The organism is Synechococcus sp. BDU 130192 (assembly GCF_963876085.1).
Lineage (GTDB): Bacteria > Cyanobacteriota > Cyanobacteriia > Cyanobacteriales > MRBY01 > MRBY01.
The window spans coordinates 56,762-76,519 of record NZ_CAWNNO010000059.1; the positions used below are offsets into that span (position 1 = coordinate 56,762).

Annotated in this window: 19 protein-coding genes; 10 read left to right on the plus strand and 9 right to left on the minus strand. The window is 48.7% G+C overall.

The genetic code is table 11. The features are described 5' to 3' along the window. The first annotated feature begins 1 nt into the window (after position 1). The 6 genes from AACT35_RS12845 to AACT35_RS12870 all read left to right on the plus strand — a co-directional run bounded on the left by AACT35_RS12845 (position 2) and on the right by AACT35_RS12870 (position 8,129). On the plus strand, positions 2-937 hold the full coding sequence (locus AACT35_RS12845; protein ID WP_030007811.1) for a succinate--CoA ligase subunit alpha: 936 nt from the start codon (positions 2-4) through the stop codon (positions 935-937). An 81-nt stretch (positions 938-1,018) separates the two neighbouring features. Then, the gene (gene folD, locus AACT35_RS12850; RefSeq protein ID WP_099238095.1) at positions 1,019-1,885 is read left to right on the plus strand and encodes a bifunctional methylenetetrahydrofolate dehydrogenase/methenyltetrahydrofolate cyclohydrolase FolD; all 867 of its coding nucleotides are present in this window, start codon (positions 1,019-1,021) and stop codon (positions 1,883-1,885) included. 272 nt (positions 1,886-2,157) lie between these two features. Continuing rightward, positions 2,158-4,317 (plus strand): HAD family hydrolase, encoded by a 2,160-nt coding sequence (locus tag AACT35_RS12855; RefSeq protein ID WP_099238245.1) that lies wholly within the window; start codon positions 2,158-2,160, stop codon positions 4,315-4,317. Then, on the plus strand, positions 4,310-5,143 hold the full coding sequence (locus AACT35_RS12860; protein WP_099238097.1) for an HAD-IIB family hydrolase: 834 nt from the start codon (positions 4,310-4,312) through the stop codon (positions 5,141-5,143). The genes AACT35_RS12855 and AACT35_RS12860 overlap by 8 nt, the downstream gene beginning before the upstream one ends. A gap of 14 nt (positions 5,144-5,157) precedes the next feature. Then, positions 5,158-6,033 (plus strand): carbohydrate kinase family protein, encoded by an 876-nt coding sequence (locus AACT35_RS12865; RefSeq protein ID WP_099238099.1) that lies wholly within the window; start codon positions 5,158-5,160, stop codon positions 6,031-6,033. Positions 6,034-6,335: 302 nt separating this feature from the next. Next, entirely contained in the window at positions 6,336-8,129 is a 1,794-nt protein-coding gene (locus AACT35_RS12870) for an alpha-amylase family glycosyl hydrolase (protein ID WP_254047953.1), read from the plus strand. Between the two features lie 16 nt (positions 8,130-8,145). Here AACT35_RS12870 and AACT35_RS12875 read toward each other — a convergent pair whose 3' ends face one another. The 3 genes from AACT35_RS12875 to AACT35_RS12885 form a co-directional block, all read right to left on the minus strand. Further along, complete coding sequence (locus AACT35_RS12875) at positions 8,146-9,156, minus strand: aspartate carbamoyltransferase catalytic subunit (RefSeq protein ID WP_041443396.1); 1,011 nt, start codon at positions 9,154-9,156, stop codon at positions 8,146-8,148. A gap of 87 nt (positions 9,157-9,243) precedes the next feature. Further along, the gene (rplY, locus tag AACT35_RS12880) at positions 9,244-9,537 is read right to left on the minus strand and encodes a 50S ribosomal protein L25 (protein WP_012306511.1); all 294 of its coding nucleotides are present in this window, start codon (positions 9,535-9,537) and stop codon (positions 9,244-9,246) included. Between the two features lie 55 nt (positions 9,538-9,592). Beyond that, a complete protein-coding gene (locus AACT35_RS12885) occupies positions 9,593-10,924 on the minus strand; it encodes an adenylosuccinate synthase (RefSeq protein WP_012306510.1) in 1,332 nt (443 codons plus the stop codon). A 92-nt stretch (positions 10,925-11,016) separates the two neighbouring features. Here AACT35_RS12885 and dapB point away from each other — a divergent pair, with 92 nt between their 5' ends. From dapB to AACT35_RS12900, 3 genes are read left to right on the plus strand one after another with little or no spacing between them, the layout of a single operon-like run. Further along, positions 11,017-11,844 (plus strand): 4-hydroxy-tetrahydrodipicolinate reductase, encoded by an 828-nt coding sequence (gene dapB, locus AACT35_RS12890; protein ID WP_065710322.1) that lies wholly within the window; start codon positions 11,017-11,019, stop codon positions 11,842-11,844. Between the two features lie 14 nt (positions 11,845-11,858). Beyond that, on the plus strand, positions 11,859-12,689 hold the full coding sequence (locus AACT35_RS12895) for a transposase (protein ID WP_065710321.1): 831 nt from the start codon (positions 11,859-11,861) through the stop codon (positions 12,687-12,689). Between the two features lie 3 nt (positions 12,690-12,692). Continuing rightward, positions 12,693-13,409: a hypothetical protein gene (locus AACT35_RS12900; protein ID WP_012306507.1), complete on the plus strand. Its 717-nt coding sequence runs from the start codon at positions 12,693-12,695 to the stop codon at positions 13,407-13,409. Between the two features lie 5 nt (positions 13,410-13,414). Here the strand turns inward: AACT35_RS12900 and AACT35_RS12905 are convergent, their stop codons facing one another. Beyond that, positions 13,415-13,984, minus strand: coding sequence for a nicotinate-nucleotide adenylyltransferase (locus AACT35_RS12905; RefSeq protein ID WP_041443395.1), 570 nt, complete (start codon positions 13,982-13,984; stop codon positions 13,415-13,417). Between the two features lie 55 nt (positions 13,985-14,039). On the opposite strand from AACT35_RS12905, the gene pgsA reads away from it, so the two are divergent. Next, positions 14,040-14,576: a CDP-diacylglycerol--glycerol-3-phosphate 3-phosphatidyltransferase gene (gene pgsA, locus AACT35_RS12910; protein WP_099238103.1), complete on the plus strand. Its 537-nt coding sequence runs from the start codon at positions 14,040-14,042 to the stop codon at positions 14,574-14,576. On the opposite strand, the gene AACT35_RS12915 is transcribed toward pgsA, so the two are convergent. From AACT35_RS12915 to rsfS, 5 genes are all read right to left on the minus strand, one after another. Beyond that, positions 14,481-15,860, minus strand: coding sequence for an O-antigen ligase family protein (locus AACT35_RS12915; protein ID WP_254047954.1), 1,380 nt, complete (start codon positions 15,858-15,860; stop codon positions 14,481-14,483). The two genes, pgsA and AACT35_RS12915, sit on opposite strands and share 96 nt — an antisense overlap. Continuing rightward, the gene (locus tag AACT35_RS12920; protein ID WP_254047955.1) at positions 15,848-16,348 is read right to left on the minus strand and encodes a tetratricopeptide repeat protein; all 501 of its coding nucleotides are present in this window, start codon (positions 16,346-16,348) and stop codon (positions 15,848-15,850) included. Before AACT35_RS12920 ends, AACT35_RS12915 begins: the two co-directional genes overlap by 13 nt. 45 nt (positions 16,349-16,393) lie before the next feature. Continuing rightward, positions 16,394-17,719 carry a Mur ligase family protein gene (locus AACT35_RS12925; protein WP_099238107.1) on the minus strand — a complete coding sequence of 442 codons (1,326 nt, stop codon included), beginning with the start codon at positions 17,717-17,719 and terminating at the stop codon, positions 16,394-16,396. A gap of 90 nt (positions 17,720-17,809) precedes the next feature. After that, complete coding sequence (locus AACT35_RS12930) at positions 17,810-18,652, minus strand: pentapeptide repeat-containing protein (RefSeq protein WP_254047956.1); 843 nt, start codon at positions 18,650-18,652, stop codon at positions 17,810-17,812. Between the two features lie 514 nt (positions 18,653-19,166). Continuing rightward, a complete protein-coding gene (gene rsfS, locus AACT35_RS12935; protein ID WP_099238111.1) occupies positions 19,167-19,550 on the minus strand; it encodes a ribosome silencing factor in 384 nt (127 codons plus the stop codon). Between the last annotated feature and the right edge of the window lie 208 nt (positions 19,551-19,758).

Below are 19,758 nucleotides of genomic sequence, written 5' to 3' on the forward strand. Positions count from 1 at the left end.
AATGGCTTGGCACACAAATCACAATATTCTGATTCAAGGGATCCATACGCCCCTCGCCCAATATTATCTCCCCCGGATGGTCGCCTATGGCACCGAGATTATTGGGGGCGTCAGTGCTGGGGGCGGTGGCGAGACCCTTGACGGCATTCCCATTTTTGATTTGGTCATGGAAGCCAAGGCCCAGGTCGGCGAGATTACCACCAGTTTGATCTTTGTCGAACCCTTTGAGGTTTTGGATGCGGCCTTTGAGGCGATCGCCGCCGGGATTAAACAACTAATCATCGTTTCTGCGGGAGTGCCGCCCCTGGATATGGTGCGCCTACTCTGCCAAGCCCAACAAGAAGAGGTGCAGATCCTAGGGCCAGGGAGCAGTGGACTCGTGATTCCGGGGCAACTGTGGCTAGGGACAAGCTTCGTTAATCATTTCCAACCCGGCGAGGTTGCGCTTCTCAGTCGGTTTAGTAGCCTCTCCCAGGAAGTGGCAATTTTGCTCAATCAAGCGGGTTTAGGTCAATCCTATGTGGTGGATGTGGGCAACGCCGATCTGCCGGGTTCCCATTTTGCCCAGTGGCTCCACTACCTCGATCAAGATCCCCAAACCAAGGCGATCGCCCTTTTGGGTCGTTATGGTTCCCAAGAAGAAATCGATCTGATTCCTCTGATCCGCGACCAGATCCAAACCCCCGTGGTCACTTACCTCTGTGGCAGTCACGCTCCCATCCAGCGCAGTTGCTACGATGCCGGAACCATCATCGCCAACCAACTTTCCTACTGCATTAGCGACACTTACACCCCTGCGGAAATGCACAGCGCCTTTAAACGGGAAAAACTCGCCTTTGGCCGTAATCTTAAAGAAATTCCAACCCTGATCAAAAAAGCCCTTCAACCCCCACGCAGTCGCAGCCGTCGCCCCAAAAATTCTCCTACAACTCCTTAAATTTGACTGATTCAAGCCCTATCCCCAGCATCGGATCTAAGATAAACTTGGCAACCGAAATGCTCAGCATCCCCGACATCCATGGCACAAATCCTTGACGGCAAAAGCTTTGCCCAAAAAATCCAAGCAAACCTCAAAACCCAAATCGCGGCCCTCACCCCAAAAATGGGTCGTCCCCCCGGTCTCGCCGTGCTGATGGTTGGGGATAATCCTGCTAGCGCTGCCTATGTCCGCAACAAAGAACGCGCCTGCGAACGGATTGGCATGGCCTCCTTTGGTAAGCATTTTCCCGCTGACACCACCCAGGGCGAACTTGAAGCCGTGATCCAAGACCTGAATCAAGATGAGCGAGTTGACGGGATTTTAGTGCAATTGCCATTACCGCCCCACCTAGATGCTGTGGGTTTGCTGTTGACCATTGCTCCGGAAAAGGATGCCGATGGGCTGCACCCCTTGAACCTAGGTCACCTCGTGCGCTCCGAACCGGGCCTGCGCAGTTGTACCCCCTACGGCGTGATGGAACTGCTCAAGGAATATCACATCCCCCTCGAAGGGAAAAAAGCCGTGGTGGTGGGCCGGAGTATTTTGGTGGGGAAACCTATCGCTCTGATGCTTTTAGAAGCAAATGCCACGGTGGCGATCGCCCATTCTCGCACCCAAGACCTCGCTGCGGTGACCAGGGAGGCAGATATTCTCGTAGCCGCCATTGGCAGACCCGAATTTATTACCGCTGACATGATCAAGCCCGGTGCCGTGGTGATCGATGTGGGCATCAATCGCATCGTCGATACGGCAACGGGTAAATCTCGTCTGGTGGGAGATGTCGCCTACACAGAGGCCGCCCAAGTCGCCGCCCAGATTACGCCCGTCCCCGGTGGCATCGGCCCCATGACCGTAGCAATGCTCCTACAAAATACCTTCAACAGTTACCAAGCTAAGGCGAAATAAGCATTTATTTTTAGGTACAGATTTTGATGAAATTCTCTCTCCTCCTGGGGGGAGTTTTTTATGGTCTTTAGCGAGGGAAATTGCCCAGAGAAATTGACCTATCTTTGGCCAATTTTTGATTAATGAAGATATTTTTCAAGGATCCTTACTGGGCTAAAGGGTACGCTAACATCACAACAGCAGTTACCTTTTGGTTGCGTTTTGCGATTCATTTTTCAACGAAAACCAAACCCCTTGCGACGGTTGATATTGGGTATGCCCCCAGAGCAACGATGATGCGTCCCCAATCCCCTCAATACATCGTTTTAATTAGTATTCACGGTCTTATCCGCAGTCAAAATTTAGAATTGGGTCGTGATGCTGATACGGGTGGTCAGACGAAATATGTGGTCGAACTTGCGGCTGCCCTGGCCCAGCACCCAGACATTGAACAGGTCGATTTGATTACCAAGCAGATCATTGACCCAAAAGTGAGTGCCGATTACGGTCAGTCTTGCGAACCCATTAGCGAAAAAGCCAATATTATTCGCATCTCGGCCGGGATCGATGACTATATTCCCAAAGAAGAACTGTGGGATTACCTCGATAATTTCGCAGACAATACTTTAACCTATCTCAACCATCAACCCAGACTCCCGGATCTGATCCACAGTCATTATGCCGATGCGGGTTATGTGGGCATCCGTCTAGCGAATCATCTGGGAATTCCTTTATTTCACACGGGCCATTCCCTCGGTCGCAGCAAACGCAAGCGCTTGCTTGCCAGTGGAGTTAAAGGGGAACTGATCGAGAGTCGCTACCGTTTGACCCGGCGAATTAATGCGGAGGAAGAAACCCTTGCCTCGGCGACCAGGGTGATTACCAGTACCCAACAGGAAATCCAGGGTCAGTATGCCCAGTACGATTTTTACCATCCGGAAAATATGCGGGTGATTCCACCGGGGACGGATCTGCAATGTTTTTATCCTCCTACGGGTGATGAATGGCAGGGCTCAGTTTGGCAGAAATTGGCGGTGTTTTTGCAGGAACCCCGTAAGCCGATGATTTTAGCATTGTCCCGTTTGGATCAGCGCAAAAATATTCTGGGCCTAATCCGAGCTTTTGGGACATCACCATCGTTGCAACAGCAGGCTAATTTGGTGGTTTTTTCGGGTACGCGGGACGATCCACGGGATTTAAGCAGCAATGCCCAGGCGATCTTTACGGAATTGTTGTGGGCGATTGATCGGTATAACCTATATGGCAAAGTGGCCTATCCTAAATTTTTGTCTGCCCAGGAAATTGGGGAACTGTATCGGCTGGCTAGTCTTTCCCAAGGGGTATTTGTGAATCCAGCGTTAACGGAGCCCTTTGGTTTGACGTTGATCGAGGCGGCGGCCAGCGGTTTACCCATTGTGGCTACTGAGGATGGGGGGCCAGTGGATATTTTGAAAAATTGTCAAAATGGTTACTTGGTCAATCCCCTTGAACCCCAGGATATTGCGGCGAAGATTAGCAAAATTTTAGGGGACGCCCAACGGTGGCAAAAGTTTTCGCAACAGGGGATTCGCAACGTGCGCCGGGTATATACTTGGCAGTCCCATGTGGAGCGGTACATGGAAGTGGTGCAGTCGATTTTGAACCGCACGGAGTCCCGACAGGAATTGGCGATCGCCCGTCGTCCGGCCCTATATCACCAGGGAGCGATTGTTTCGACCATCGATCAAAATTTGGTGGGGGATCCGCTTGCCCTGCAAGCATTGGTGGATTTGCTCAATCAGCACCGTAAGGAAATTGCCTTTTGTATTGCGACTGGAAGGCGTTTGGATGCGGCCCTCAAGGTTTTGCGGGAACACAATATTCCCCAACCCGATGTGTTGATGACGAGCCTCGGCACAGAAATTTACTACGCCCCTCAATTGACGCCAGATCGAGCTTGGTCAAATCACATTAATTATCTTTGGAATCGTCAACGGGTGGTGGATCTTTTAGGGGATTTACCTGGGTTAGAGCTTCAACCTAAATTATTCCAAAGCACCTTTAAAATTAGCTATTTTTACGATCCGGCGATCGCCCCCAGTGTTGAGGAATTAAAACGCATTTTATTTAAAAATGATCAGACCGTAAATGTTATGTTTTCCTTTGGTCAATACCTTGATGTTGTGCCGATTCGCGCCTCAAAAGGTTACGGGTTACGCTGGTTTGCAGAACAGTGGGAAATTCCTCTCAATCGTATTCTAACGGTGGGTGGTTCTGGGGCCGATGAAGACATGATGTTAGGCAATAGTTTGTCTGTGGTGGTTAAAAATCGCCACCGGGAAGAGCTTTCAGATTTAAACAATATTCAACCAATTTATTTTTCTGAAAAAGAATTTGCGGCTGGCATTTTAGATGGTTTAGCCCACTACAATTTCTTAGAATTGTGTCGTGCGACAGGACAAAATCATGACTGATCGCTTGCTGTTATGTACTGATTTAGATCGCACTTTGATTCCCAATGGTGCCGCCCCAGAATCTCCCCAGGCAAGGGCTTATTTCCGTCAATTTGTTGCCCAGCCCCAAGTAACTTTAGCCTATGTCACGGGACGCCATTTAGCTTTAATTGATCAGGCGATTTTAGACTATCAACTGCCACACCCCCAATTTGCGATCGCCGATGTGGGTAGCAGTATTTATACTTGGCAAAATTCCCAATGGCACCGCTGGCAAACCTGGGATGAACACCTCGCGACGGACTGGCCAAAACAGGGGGCGATCGCCATCCATCACCGCCTTGCCAATCACCCGGCTCTCCAACTCCAGGAATCAGCCAAGCAAAGCCACTATAAACTAAGTTATTACGTCGATCTTCAAGCAGATAGTCAACAATTATTAATTGAGATCCAAGCACTTTTAGAAAAACATAATTTTTCCACCCATTTAATCTGGAGCGTTGATGAAGAAAAGCAAATAGGCTTATTAGATATCTTGCCTTCCCAAGTGAATAAATATCAAGCTATTTCTTTTTTGATGGCTGCCCAAAAATTTTCTTTGGCACAAACGATTTTTGCTGGGGATAGCGGCAATGATGAGGCAGTTTTAAGCAGTCCTATTCCTGCGGTGCTTGTGGCCAATGCTCCCCAAGAATTAAGAAAAAAACTTCAAAGTGCCCATGATCAAGCCTCACTTTATTTTGCCCAAGGCAATTGTTTAGGTATGAATGGCAATTATAGTGCTGGAATTTTAGAGGGCATTTTTTATTACTTTCCCGAATATCAACAATGGCTTAATTCCACCTAAGGAAACGTTTGACTATGGCAAAAAATATTGTAATTTTTGGTGAAGTGTTGTGGGATATTTTTCCCGATAATGATCGAAAGCTGGGGGGCGCTCCCTTCAATGTGGCCTGGCATCTAAAGGCATTTGGGGCCAATCCTTTGTTAATTTCTCGGATTGGAACCGATGATCTTGGGGCGGCAATTCAAACCAAAATGCAGACTTGGCAGATGACCCTTGCTGGTCTTCAAATAGATAAAATTCACCCCACCGGAACCGTTCAAGTCACCCTGGAAAAGGGTCAACCCCAATATGAAATCACCGCCGACTGCGCCTATGATTTTGTTGATAGTCAACAGTTTCCCATATTAGAAAATGAATTTTGGCTTTACCATGGCAGTCTTGCCCTCAGAAATGCTGTTTCTCAAGCCAGTTTTAGGGTACTACAGCAACGAGCAGACCAGATTTTTTTTGATGTGAATTTACGTCAACCCTGGTGGACATTAGAAACTATTGCTTCTGCCCTAGCTGCTAGTCAATATGTGAAATTAAATACCGAAGAATTAACGTTACTCACACCTGAGTTTTCCTCAACTAACCTTGCCATCGATCATTTATTGAATCAGAATTCGCTACGGCATATTATCCTAACAGCGGGAGAAGCCGGTGCGAGTCTCTACACCCAAGGCGATCGCCAACAAATTTCTCCTCCAAAAAATACCACCGTGGTTGATACGGTTGGAGCTGGGGACGCTTTTTGTAGTATTTGCTTATTGGGGCTTATGAATGATTGGCCATCTGTCCTAACCCTAGAACGGGCGCAAGCCTTTGCCAGCGCTATTGTGGGGATTCGTGGTGCGGTAAGTGAAGATCCCCGATTTTATCAACCTTTTATTCAGGCCTGGCGGTTATAATTGCTTGGAGTTAACCCAGTACTCATTTAATTTTCTGCAAACGTTTTTTTGCAAGCACCTTTGCTTTACTATAAATACGGTTCAATTTTCTAAACTTTAGGTTTCGGGTTATGTACGAACAGTTTTCTCACTCGATTTTAAATGAGATTTTAGATCAATTAAGGCCCGAACTTAAAGAACAAGAATTAAGTCACTTTTATACCCGTCTAGGTGCCAATTTTTACAGCCTTTTCTCTCTCTTTTATAAACTCTATGGTCGCCGCTCAGACTTTAAGGCCCAACTGCTGAGACTGGTCGAAGTGATGGCCTATCAATACATTGGGCGATCGCCAGAATTTAAACAGACTGATTTAGTACGGGAAAAAAACTTTAACTGGTTTCTTGAATCCCAATGGGTCGGTATGACTTTGTATGCCGATGGCTTTGCCGATGATCTCCAAGACCTAGGCGATCGCGTTGCCTATTTCAGCGAATTAGGAGTTAATTTCATCCACATTATGCCGATATTAGAGTGCCCTCGCCATGCCAGTGACGGCGGCTATGCTATCAGTAATTATCGACAAATTAACCCCAAAATTGGAACCCTCCAGGATCTCCAACACCTCGTAGAAATCTTTCGCCAAAAAGAAATTTTGTTGGCCCTCGATATTGTAATTAATCACACTTCAAACGAACATGAATGGGCACAAAAAGCACGTAAAGGCGATAAAAAATATCAGAAATATTATTACATGTTCGACACACGGGATATTCCCGACATGTTTGAAAAAAATCTCCCAGAAATTTTTCCAGAAACGGCTCCGGGTAATTTTACCTGGGATGAAGAATTACAAAAATGGGTGATGACTGTTTTTAATAACTACCAATGGGATCTTAATTATCAAAACCCAGCGGTGCTCATTGAAATGGTCGATATTATTCTCTTTTGGGCCAACCAAGGCGTTGATGTGCTGCGGCTCGATGCGGTCGCTTTTCTATGGAAAAAGATCGGCAGCCAGAGTCAAAACGAAAAAGAAGCCCACATGATTTTGCAGATCTTCAAAGACTGCTGCCAAATTACCGCCCCAGGGGTCATTTTCATTGCCGAGGCGATTGTTGCCCCCGTAGAAATTGTGCGGTATTTCGGGGAGGATGCGATCAACGCCAAGGAATGTGAAATTGCCTACAATGCCACGCTCATGGCCCTCCTGTGGGATGCCGCCGCCACCAAGAATGCCAAACTTTTAATCCAAGGACTCAAAAATATTCCGGCAAAGCTGGACCGCGCCACCTGGCTCAATTATATTCGCTGCCATGATGACATTGGCCTGGGGTTTACCGATGCAGATATTGCCCAGGCGGGCTATGATCCAAAATCCCACCGACGGTTTCTCATTGACTATTTTTGTGGCCAATTTGAAGGCACCGACGCGAGGGGTTTACTGTTTGGTCAAAATTCTAAAAATGACGATGCCCGTATTTCAGGTACTCTGACATCTTTAATGGGCTTAGAAACAGCTATTGAGGCCAATGATCATCAAAAAATAGCGATTATTATCAAACATATTTTGTTACTCTACAGTATTATTTTTTCCTTTGGGGGCATTCCACTAATCTATTATGGCGATGAAATTGGCACTTTAAATGACTATTCCTACGTAGGAAATTTGAGTAAAGCTAATGATACCCGCTGGGCCCATCGACCGAAAATTAATTGGAAAAAAGCAGAACTACGACACATTGAAGGCACCATTGAACACCATATTTTTTCTGCTTTACAACACATGATCGCAGTACGTAAAGCAATTCCTGCCTTTGCTGATTTCAATAATCGTCAACTGTTATCCATTGATAATTCGCACCTATTTGGGTTTGTGCGCATTAGTCCCAATAAACGGGATCATATTTTAGTCATTGGAAATTTTTCACCGGACTATCAAAATTTAGATCTTAGTCACTTAGCCTGTCATCCTTTTGATTGCCATGACCAGGATTTATTGATTGATTTATACAGTCAAAATGCACCGGAAATTTTTGAAAAACAACTTGTGCTGGCACCGTTCCAGTTTTATTGGTTGAGTAAAATGCAGCCGAGTCTGACCACAACTTTGCTGTAGGTTATTGCGCCAAGAACTAATTGAGAGAACCATTGGCCTTGCTGCTACCGATGAGATAAAGCAACGCCATCCGTACAGCGACGCCATTGGTCACCTGCTCAGAAACAAGACTGAGGGCGGGATGATCCATCACATCGGAGGCAAGTTCCACGCCACGATTCACAGGCCCCGGATGGAGCACTTTAACATCTGGTTGACAAAATTTAAGGCGATCGCCTGTAATGCCAAACCGTTGATGATATTCCCGCAAACTGGGCAGGAGATGGGCGGTCATCCGTTCATGTTGCAGGCGGAGGGTCATCACAAAATCGGCATCTTTTAGGGCAGGTTCAATGTCCCAGTGGAGCTTGAGGCTTCCCGCGGCGTCCGTGGCAAATTCCCGAAATCCTTCTGGGAGCAAAGTGGGCGGCGCGGCTAAGTGGACATCGGCCCCAGCGGTAGTCAAACTCCAGATATTCGAGCGGGCCACCCGGGAGTGCATAATATCCCCGACAATGGCAATTTTTTTGCCCCGCAAAAGTTCACACCGGGGATTTTCGGGATCGAGTACCCGGCAAATGGTAAACAGATCCAATAGGGCTTGGGACGGGTGGGCGTGGAGTCCATCCCCCGCATTGAGAATACTGACGCCTGAATTTATCCGATCCATCTCGGCGGCGATCGCCTGGGGAACACCCGATTGCTGGTGGCGAATCACCATAATGTCTGCCCCCATGGCCAGATAAGTCTTCGCTGTATCCAAAATCGTTTCCCCCTTACTCAGGGACGAAGATCCCGGCGCAAAATTCATCACATCCGCCGAAAGCCGTTTCGCCGCCAACTCAAAACTACTCCGGGTACGGGTCGATGGCTCAAAAAACATATTTGTGACCACCTGCCCTTGCAGCGCGGGCACCTTCTTCATGCGACGAAATAAAACATCCCGCAAGCTAGTGGTCGTCTGCAGTACCGCATCCAGTTCCGCCACCGAAAAATCCATCAGTGACAGAATATGTCGCCTTGTCCAGGTGGCCGTTGCCGTTGTCATAACTGTTCCCATTCACTATCAAGCCACAAAAAAAGAGGGCACTTTCTGTGACGCCCTCCCCATCTTAACCAATCAAATTAGGTGTCCTTACGCAGCATCCGTGTGGAAAAAGCTGAGGTGTAGTAAGTTTCGCTTCCAGGGATGGGACTGGATTTCTCGCACAACCGCAGTGCCAGACCAATCGGGGGTTTTGACTTCAACTACGGTTTCGTTGGGGGTTACTTTTTTCAGCAACGTTAGGGCATCTTTGTAGTTCACCACAAAAACATCAGAATCAGCACCCTTATGGCCATAGAGGTTGACGGGTAGGAGGCCGTCACGGCGGAGTGCACGGGGGTTGACCCCTTCAGGGCGAGCTTGACATTCAATCGTTAAAGACATGGGAAATAACCTAAATAAATAGCGTTAGAAAATAAAAAGTTAAAAAATAGCAGGCTTAGCCGATGGGTTCACCGTTACGATCCAACAAAGCCCGTTTGGGGCCATGGATTGGGTCTTCGACGATGATCGTTTGTTCTCGACCTGCCCCTAGAGAAACAATGGCGATCGGCACGTCCATTAGTTCTGCTAGGAATTTCAAGTAGGCAAGCGCTTCCTTGGGCAACTCATCGAGGGAACGACAATCACTCGTGGGCTGTTTCCAGCCGGGCATTGTCTTGTAAATCGGCTGGCAACGAGCAAACAGATTAGCATTACTCGGGAAGTGTTCACAAGCTTCCCCGTCGATTTCGTAGGCCACACAGACCTTGATCTCATCGAGGGAATCGAGCACATCTAATTTAGTAATCGCTAGACAATCTAGGCCATTGATCCGTGCCGCGTAACGTCCAATAACGGCATCAAACCAGCCGCAGCGCCGCCGCCGCCCCGTGGTTGTCCCAAATTCTGCACCCACATGGCCAAGGAGTTCACCGATCTCGTCGTCGAGTTCTGTGGGGAACGGCCCTTCGCCGACCCGTGTGGTGTAGGCTTTAGCGACGCCAATCACGCGGTCAATGATGGTGGGGCCAATGCCAGCACCAACACAAGCCCCCCCAGCAATGGGGTTAGAGGAGGTGACGTAAGGATAGGTTCCGTGGTCAATATCGAGGAGTGTGCCCTGGGCGCCTTCAAAGAGGATATTTTTCTTCGCGTTGACGCCTTCAAAAACCTTCAGGGAACTGTCTACGACGTGGGGACGTAGCGCATCGGCATAGGCACGATATTCTTCGATGACTTCCTGGGGATCTAGGGGAGGCAGATCGTAGAGTTTTTCGAGAATGACGTTTTTGTATTTGATCGCCCAAACGAATTTGTCTTGGGAGTTATCAAGATCCATGAGGTCTAGAACTCGTACCCCCGTCCGTTCGGACTTATCGGCATAGGTCGGGCCGATTCCCCGTCCGGTGGTGCCAATTTTGCGATCGCCACGCATTTCTTCGGAGGCCCCATCGATTAAACGGTGGTAGGGCATCGTCACGTGGGCGGTTTGGGAGATAAACAGATTTTCCGTCGAAACATTCAGACGGTGGAGCTGATCAATTTCTTCGAGGAGGACTTTCGGGTCAATGACCGTCCCTGAGCCGATGATACATTCGGTATCTGGATATAAAATGCCGGAAGGGATTAGATGAAGCTTAAAAGTTTGTCCCTGCACAACGACGGTGTGTCCTGCATTCACGCCCCCTTGGGAGCGCACGACAACATCGGCGGATTTGCTCAGTAAATCCGTGATCTTTCCTTTTCCTTCGTCACCCCATTGGGCACCAATGACAACTACGTTAGCCAAGGGTTTGTCTACTCTAATTCACACAAACTTCAATTATTGTGACTTTGGCGATCTTGTGTCAAGCTTTTTAAAAAAGTTTTCTAAGGGAAGTCATGGAAAATATCAACAAAATCCCAGTGGTGATCAACGGTGCCGGTGGCAAAATGGGCCGGGAAGTGGTCAAAGCAGTGGCTGGGGCAGCGGATCTAGAAATTGTCGCTGCTGTGGATAAAAATCCGGCGCTCCTCGGTCAGGATGCAGGGGAAGTTGCGGGCTGTGGTGCGATTGAAGTGCCCATTGTGAACGATTTAGAGGCTTCCCTGGTCATGGCGACCCAGAGCAAAATCCAAGGGGTGATGGTGGACTTTACCCATCCCAGTGGGGTTTATGCGAATACGCGCGCGGCGATCGCCTATGGGGTGCGTCCTGTTGTGGGAACCACAGGATTAAGCGAAGAACAAATCAATGACCTCAAGGAATTTGCCGAAAAAGCCAGCACCGGAGCATTGATTATTCCCAACTTTTCCATTGGCGTCGTCCTCATGCAACAGGCTTCATTACAGGCCGCTAAATATTTTGATCACGTCGAAATCATCGAGCTACACCACAACCAAAAAGCCGATGCCCCCAGTGGCACTGCGATTAAAACGGCGCAGATGCTGGCGGAGCTCGGCAAGCAATTCAATCCCGCTGAAGTAGAAGAAAAAGAAGAGATGCCCGGTGCAAAGGGAGCTGTCACCGAAGATAATATCCGCATCCATAGCGTTCGGTTACCTGGTTTAATCGCCCACCAGGAAATGATTTTCGGTGCTCCTGGTCAAATCTATACCCTACGCCATGACACCAGCGATCGCTCCTGCTATATGCCCGGTGTACTGCTCTCGATTCGTAAAGTGACTGAGTTAAATACCCTTGTTTACGGCTTAGAAAATATCCTGTAGTACTTGCCAAAATTATGGCTAAATCCGCCGATATTGGCAGTAAACGTCTCATTAGTCTTAACCCCGATGCCTGGGTGCAGTGGGTCATGGGGGATCAAACGCTCCAGGCCCAGGAATTTATCGATCCCCAATTCCAGTGGGTCAGCCGGGATAGCGATGTGCTGTTGCGCGTGACCTGTCCCCAAGATGGCGATTTTCTGCTGCTCAACGAATTGCAGTTGCGTTATACCGCCCAGATGCCCCGTCGGATGACGGCCTATGCAGCCTTAGCGCGGGAAAAATTCAACTTGCCCGTTTACCCAGTACTGATCAATATTCTGCCCCCGGCAAGCAAACCCCAGATTCCGACTTCCTACCAAGCGGTGTTTAAAGGGTTGCAAACGAGGCAGGACTATCAGGTGATTAATCTTTGGGAGGTGGAAGCTAATTTGGTTTTGGCCCAATCCCTAACCTCATTGTTGCCCTTTGTTCCGATTCTCGCCGGGGGCAATGATGAAAGCTTAATTCGGGAAGCGGTCTACCAACTCCGTCAAGAGGAACGACTCGATGAATTGGAGCCGCTGTTGGCCTTTTTTGCTAGCTTTGTATTGGATCTGCCCCTTGTTCAACAAATTATGAGGTGGGATATGACTGTACTTCGGGAATCGCCTTGGTATAACGAAATTCTTAGTCGAGGTCAGCGTCGAGGTCAGCGAGAAAAAGAAATTTCAGTTGTACTTCGTCTTTTACAAAGGAATTTTTCGGTGGAGGAAATTGCCGAGATTGTCGATGATTCTGTTGAAGCGGTGACCAAAATCATTCAGGATCATCAAGGGCGATCGCCACAAGAGGGCACCCAAGATTAACCAATGCTCATTCCCATTACCCAAGAGAAATTTGAACAATTGATCCCCCTGGTCGCCAGCGCCGAGCAATACCAATACTACTGGGGGAAAACCGAAGATTTTTTACGACGCGCCCTAATCTCTTTTATTTTGGTGGTCTTGTTTTATTTACTGGGCCTCTTGCTGCGAGAAACCGATTCCCTGCGGCTCCTGACCCAAATCATTGGTGGTTTGTATTGGTTTTGGTCGCCCATCTACTCCGCCAGTCTGAAAAACGCAGAATATCGACGGCAAGCCTACTGTTTTTTTTGGCGAGGCAAGATTCTCGATGTTTACCTCACCGAAGAAATTGTCCGTACCCAGGAAGAAGTCGATAAACTTGGTCGTTTGTTGCGGGTCGAAAATCGAGAACGCCGCATTAACTTAGAAGTCGGTGACAAAGAAGGCTATTTGGCCCGCATTCAAGCCCCAGTCGCCCCCATCCATCGCAACCTCAAACCAGGCCAAGCCGTTGAACTGTTGGTGTTGTCGAATCAGCGCAATCTCGGCCCCAAACTAAAGGTAACGGATGCCTATGTACCTCGACTTAATCTTTGGGTGGGGCTATATCCCTATTTGCGGCGAGATGTGTTTTGGGATGTGCGGGAACAACTGCGGGTACGCTACAGCAAAAACCCCAATAATCCTCCCCCAAGACCCTATCCAAAACGGCGATCGCCCCGACTGATGCGTAATTTTTAAACGACTCAAGAAAGCTCTTGGTACAGATTGTGGGTCTGGATATATTCAGTAACAGCGGGAATAACTGTCTTTTGTTTGCCTTCACTGCGATATTCACTGGAAGAAACCGAGGGTGGCACATAGGTCGCTGTTTCCCAGGAACCCTTGAGGGCTTCTAGTTGTTGGAGTGCTTCTGGTTGGAGAGGGTAGCCCCGGCGGGGAAAGATGAGGAGAGTAACTTGTTGGAGGAGATCCTTGGCCCGGTACCAACGGGGAATTTGACTGACTAGATCAGAGCCAATTACCAGAAAAAATGCTGTTTCTTGACCCCAAATAGTCTGGGCGCGCTGGAGAGTATGTAAACTGCGGCGATCGCTGAGGCGTTCATCCACCAGAACATTGTCGCAACCTAAATCTTCGATCACCAACTGCAACATCGCCGACCGTTGAGCCAAGGATGCCCCATGTTTTTTAAAGGGATTATCGGCAGCCCAAACCGCCACTTGATCGTAATGTTCACTGAGCCAGCGGAGGATCGCTTGGTGGCCCACCGTAGGCGGATCAGCACTGGTACCAAAGAGGGCAACGCGTGTCATGGAAACAGACATTGGTGTGACATGATGGAAGGTTAGGTTGTTCTGAGAAGTTTATATGAATTTACCCACTTGGATCACGGTTTCTCGATTGGCGGGTGTGCCTTTCCTCTTGTTTCTGTTAGAAAATCCGACGCCGAGACTACGCCTCATTGCCCTAATTATTTTTCTCGTCGTGGCCCTGACCGATTGGCTGGATGGCTATTTAGCCCGCAAACTGGATCAAGTGACAGATTTAGGCAAATTTCTCGATCCCCTCGTGGATAAACTGCTGGTCACAGCGCCGCTATTATCTTTGGTTCATCTACAACAAATTCCTGCTTGGGGCGTTTTCCTGATTTTGGCGCGGGAACTGACCATTGCTGGCTGGCGCGTCACCGGAGAAAAGAAAATTCAGGGGGCAAATCTCTGGGGAAAAGCGAAAACAGTGACCCAAATTGCGGCGATCGCCTTGTTAATTTACCCAATTACCGCCCAAGGGGAAATATTGGCTTTCGGTTTATTCTGGCTGGCTGTCGCTTTGACTTTGATTTCCGGCCTGATTTACTTGCTGCCCCAAACCCCAGATCGCGCTCAGGAGGAGCCAAGTAAATAAATTTAAACGCAAATCGAGCACCGTCACATCAAGGGTATTGAACAAAACATAACCGCCAAAAGCCATCAGATAACTAAACAACAACAGGCGATCGCCCTGGTTCGTTAACTTGTGCCAGGCCAACACTCCCTGGGCGTAGAGCCAGCCAATAGTACCGATCAATAAAGCCGCGAAGGGAATGCCAATTTCAGAAGTGAGCATCAGATAAAAATTGTGGGGGTGGCCCAGCCAACGGTTCATCGCCACTTCATAGCTGGGGGTAAAACTGCGGATGCCCCACCCCGTCAAAGGCCGCTGACGAATCATGTCTAGGACAAACTGCCATTGGGTAATGCGGAGATCTTCGATGGCACGGCCACGGTGCATTTGATCCGATAAACGTCCCCAAAAATAGTAAGGCACAATCTGGCGCAGGGGATCGCGCCAGGGGGTTTGGCCAAAAGATGCGCCGAGAATGGCGGTACCGAAGCCCGTTGCAAAGCCACAAATCCACCACCAGCCCACATAAATGGCATAGATAAACAGCCCTAAAAAGGCGATCGCCCAGACATTCCGGGAATTTGTCAAAATCAGAGCAACACCATCCAGGAGTAAGGTCAAGGTGAGATAAAGAAAAATTCGGGACTGCCGTAACTTTCCCCAAGCGAAATCCCGCAACCATAGCCCCACCCCCAATAAAAAAGCCATCAACAGATAGGCGGCGCAAATGTTGGCATACATAAACGTGGAGGACAACCGCGTGGGGGGATTTCCTTCCCCTGTCAAACCCCAGCCAAACAGTTGCCAAATCAGAGGGGGCGTCCGCCAGCCAAACCAAAGCTCCCCTAAACCTAAAACGGCGATCGCCAAAGAAGGGGCCACAATCAGCCACGCCAAGCGCTCCAAACGTTCCAGGGTATTGAAGAGGGTCGAGAAAGCGAGAAAAACTAGGAAAAACGGGACAAAGTTAGCAACCCCCAACAACGATTCCAAAGGATAGGGGGCGATCGCCGTTACTCCGAATAGCCAAATTGAAATGGCCCCAAAAATCCAAGTTAACGGTTGCTGCCATAGCTGTCGTCCAGCCTGTTTTAACAACATAATCATTTGAATCCCCAGACAAGCGACCCCCCAGCCAGGGGCGATCGGCAGGAGAACCATCCCCAGTTCTGTTAGGGGTGGTAAATATTCTAAAGTTGAGGCTGACGAATGTTTGATCATACCGAGGGGAAGGGAGCCACAGCCTTCAAATCCTACCGCACCACCCCACCCTTCTTGGATTGCTGGAGATTCTAACCGCCCCAAATGCCCCAACTGGTCAAGCCCACGAGACCCAAGCCCAAAGCCCACCAGAGAAACTGATTATCCTGGGTTTCGATTTGGGATAGATCTTCAAAATCCTCGATGGCAAGTTCTTTGGTTTCCACTTTTTTCTTGCCTTCGACGTAGAGCGATTTTGCCGGATCAAGGTTATCTAAGCTGGGGATTTCCGTGAGCCACTCCTTGGGTCGTTCAAGTTTGGGAGCTTCGAGGATGTACAGTTGTCGCTGGGCCCGTTGACTGGTGCTGGCAAAGGGATGGGTCATTAGTTCACGGCAGAGGGCGATCGCCTTTTCCCCTTGATTGTTCGCCTGGTACGCACTGACAAGCCAAAGTTGCACTTCCCCAGATTCGCGGGAATAGGGAGGTAGATTTGCAACGGTGCGCTGGAAATAGTCGATGCTTTGGCGATATTCCCCCTGGAGAAAAGCATCCTTGCCAGTTTCAAACAAAATTTGCGTCGTGGTATCCATCAAAAAAAACGGTGGCGCTGGAGAGCAGAATTTATTTTTGCTAGCCTACAAAATTTTGCGGCCCGTCAACATTTGGCGCACCTCTAACATCGCTGAATAGGTAGGCAGAATATGGAGGGTTTGCTCGGCTGGACTAAGGGCGATCGCCTGGTCGAGGGCTTTTGTTAAATCCGGTTCCACAATTAATTCGGCAGCCCCTTCGCAATAGCGCAGCCGCAGGGCCATGTCGTAGGTGCGATCGCCGCTGATGATAATTTTGCCGGGGGATTGGGTGAGCTTTTCGAGATCCACATCCCAAATCCAGGACACATCGGTGCCGTCAGGGGTGCGGTCATTGAGTACGACGAGGACGGTGCTCGTTTTCCCTTGCTGCTGTAAATCAGTGATAGCGCGGACTGTTTCGTTCATGCCCACGGGATTTTTTGACAACAGAATTCGCACCGATTTTCCTTGGACGGTTAATTCTTCCGCCCGACCAAAGGCCGCTTTAAACGACTGAATCTGTTCGTTGATGATGTCCCGGTGAATGCCCAGGGTTTCCGCCAAGAGAGCGGCAGCAAGGGTATTGTATTTGTTATAAACGCCGATGAGGATTTGACCCCAGTCGGGGCTATGGATATCTAAGGGATTTTTGGCAAAGCCGCAACTATCGCAGTGGTAATCGCCGAGGTGAGAGAGGTAAACGCCTTTGTAGGTGAGAGGCGCACCGCAGCGGGGACAATAAATGGAATCGACAGCGTGGGGAATGGCCTCTAGGTACAAATCCGGTTCGTTAAGGCCAAAAAATTTCACCGTCTGGCTGAGGTTTTGCCCCAGATCATTGAGGGTCGGGTCGTCGCCATTGACGATAATCGTGGTTTCCGGCGGGAGGGGGGCGATCGCCGCTTGCCAACGCTGACTAATGGTATCGACTTCGCCGTAACGGTCGAGTTGGTCACGGAATAAATTGAGGGCGAGGATATGGGTCGGAGAGCAGGTTTTGAGGAGGATCGGAATAATATTTTCATCCACTTCGAGGATCGCGTAGTCAATATCGAGTTGGCCGAAAAGATTCGCATGCTCCAGGAGGGCCGTCGTTAAACCATTGATCAAATTTGCCCCGGTAGCATTGTGGGCGAGCTTATAGCCCTGGGCCGTGAGGATTGCTTTGATTAGCAGAGAAGTCGTGGTTTTACCATTTGTGCCCACCACCAAAATGACGCCTTTTTTCGCCTGTTGGAACAGATCCGGCAGAATCTCTGGAAAAATGCGTCGGGCGATCGCCCCCGGGAGGACACTGCCCGCACTGAGCTTGAGGCCCCGTACCACCGCTGTAATTGTTTTGCCTAAACCACAGGCGATCGCCAACCGTACACTGCGCAAAATAGCCATTCCCTTCGGCTGTCTCCCAGACTGTCTAAGTCCTTAAACATAACAGAACTTGCAGTCCCTGCCTATCTCTGGGCGAGGTCTGACTGACAACTAACCAACGGCTTGGGGTAACCCTTGCCAGCCCCCATGGGCATCGGGTGAGTGATAGGTCAAATTAGCCAGCACCGGACGATCGATTCCCGGTAAATACGCTAAATTTTCTGGCTCGAGCAACACATTCCGCAGGTCTGCCCCTTCTAATTTTGCCCCGACGAGCTTTGCTCCCCGCAGATCTGCCTCGACTAAACAGGCGAGCTTTAGATTGGCTTCGACGAGATTACTCCCCTGGAGATTCGCCTGCCGGAGATTAGCGCCATAAAGTTTCGCCCCTGAAAAATTTAGCCCTGCTAAATCCATGCCCAGCAAATTCACATCCCGTAAAAAAGCGCGGCTAAAATTGCCATGGTGTAAATTAGCGTGCTGGAGATCCGCATGGCCGAGGCGTGCTTCCTGGGCATTGACCCAAGCTAAATTTGCCTGATTTAAGTTTGCCTGGCGTAGGTTCACCCGGGCGAGATTCGCGCCGCACAGATTAGCCCGCCGGAGATTCCCGCCCCGTAGATTGGTATGGTCTAGGCTGGCTCCACACAAACGCGCTTCGATCAGTTGAGCGTTGACCATAAAAGCCCCGTCTAAGATCGCTTTCGTTAAATCTGTACCAACAAGCTGGGCATCGTTTAGTTTGGCATGGGCGAGGTTTGCCCAATTTAATGCCGCCCCAGACAAATCTGCTTTTAGTAAAAATGTTCGACTCAGATTCGCGCCCATGAGGTTGGCCCCCTGGAAGTTGACGCCAATTAATGCCTCACCCCGGAGATCGGCTCCCTGCAGGTTAATCCCGGCAAAGTTTCGTTCTCCATGTTCGTAGGCGCGTAGTAATTGTTGAACATTCATGGATTTCGACCCACAAAACAAAAAAATAGCGCTAATTCCATGCCATGACTGGACAGAATCACGGTGACAGGCTGCTATTTCAATATCACGTTTATTCTATATCTTAAAAAATTCTTAAAAGGAAATCTCCGGGGCGATCGCCAAAAAAATTCACGAAGATTTTGGGAAACTTAATAACTTTCTTTGGGGTTGGAAATGCCTTAAAAACTGAGATCTATTGTTACATTTCTTCTTAAAGAAATATCAATTATTTTCCCAGAAATAATCATAAACAAGGCTTTAAAAAAGTTTTTTGAGTGAGGTCTACCTGTAAAGAAATAAAGCTTTTCGTGATTTCTGAAAGGAAAATTAATGGCTTTGTCATCGGAGTATTACGCAGCACTTTCCTGAGAAAATAAACAGATAATGCAATATATCGCAATGACATTCGAGACATCCTTGCGATCTGACTCAGTATAAAGGCCACTAGCTACCGGAAGATTGATGTTTTTTTGGCAGAAAACAGCTTTAAGATTTAAGGGAGCGCCGGTTCAAACTCAATGCGTTCGGCATGGCCCCAAAAGGCTTCGAGGTTATAAAATTCCCGTTCCTGGGGCAGGAAGATGTGTACAATCACTTCGCCATAATCTTGGAGAATCCACATCCCTTCGCTTTTGCCCTCCATCCGTAGGGGCACTTTGCCATATTTTGTTTCTAATCTTTCTTCGATGGCATCGGCGATCGCCCGCACCTGAGTCCGCGAGAATCCTGTCACCACAACGAAAAAATCCGCCAGATAGGAAATTTGATCTACCTTCAAAATCGTAATATCTTCGGCTTTCCGGTCATCGGCCGCAGCCGCGATATCCCAGACTAAACATCCATTTTCATGGGCTTCGAGGGTTTTCGGTAGAGTCATTAACGGTTCTGTTGTGAATATCAATAGAGCAAAAATAATTGTTCTTCTAGCTTACCGTGGAATCTCCCCCACAGCACCCCAGGGAAAACAAAGGCCTTCTGCCGCATTGGAGAAAATATCTTGCCTTTGATCGATCAAACTAAATATTCCTATGTTATGATGCATTAGTTGAGAATAGTTCTTAATTGATTGGCGATCGCCTTTGGGA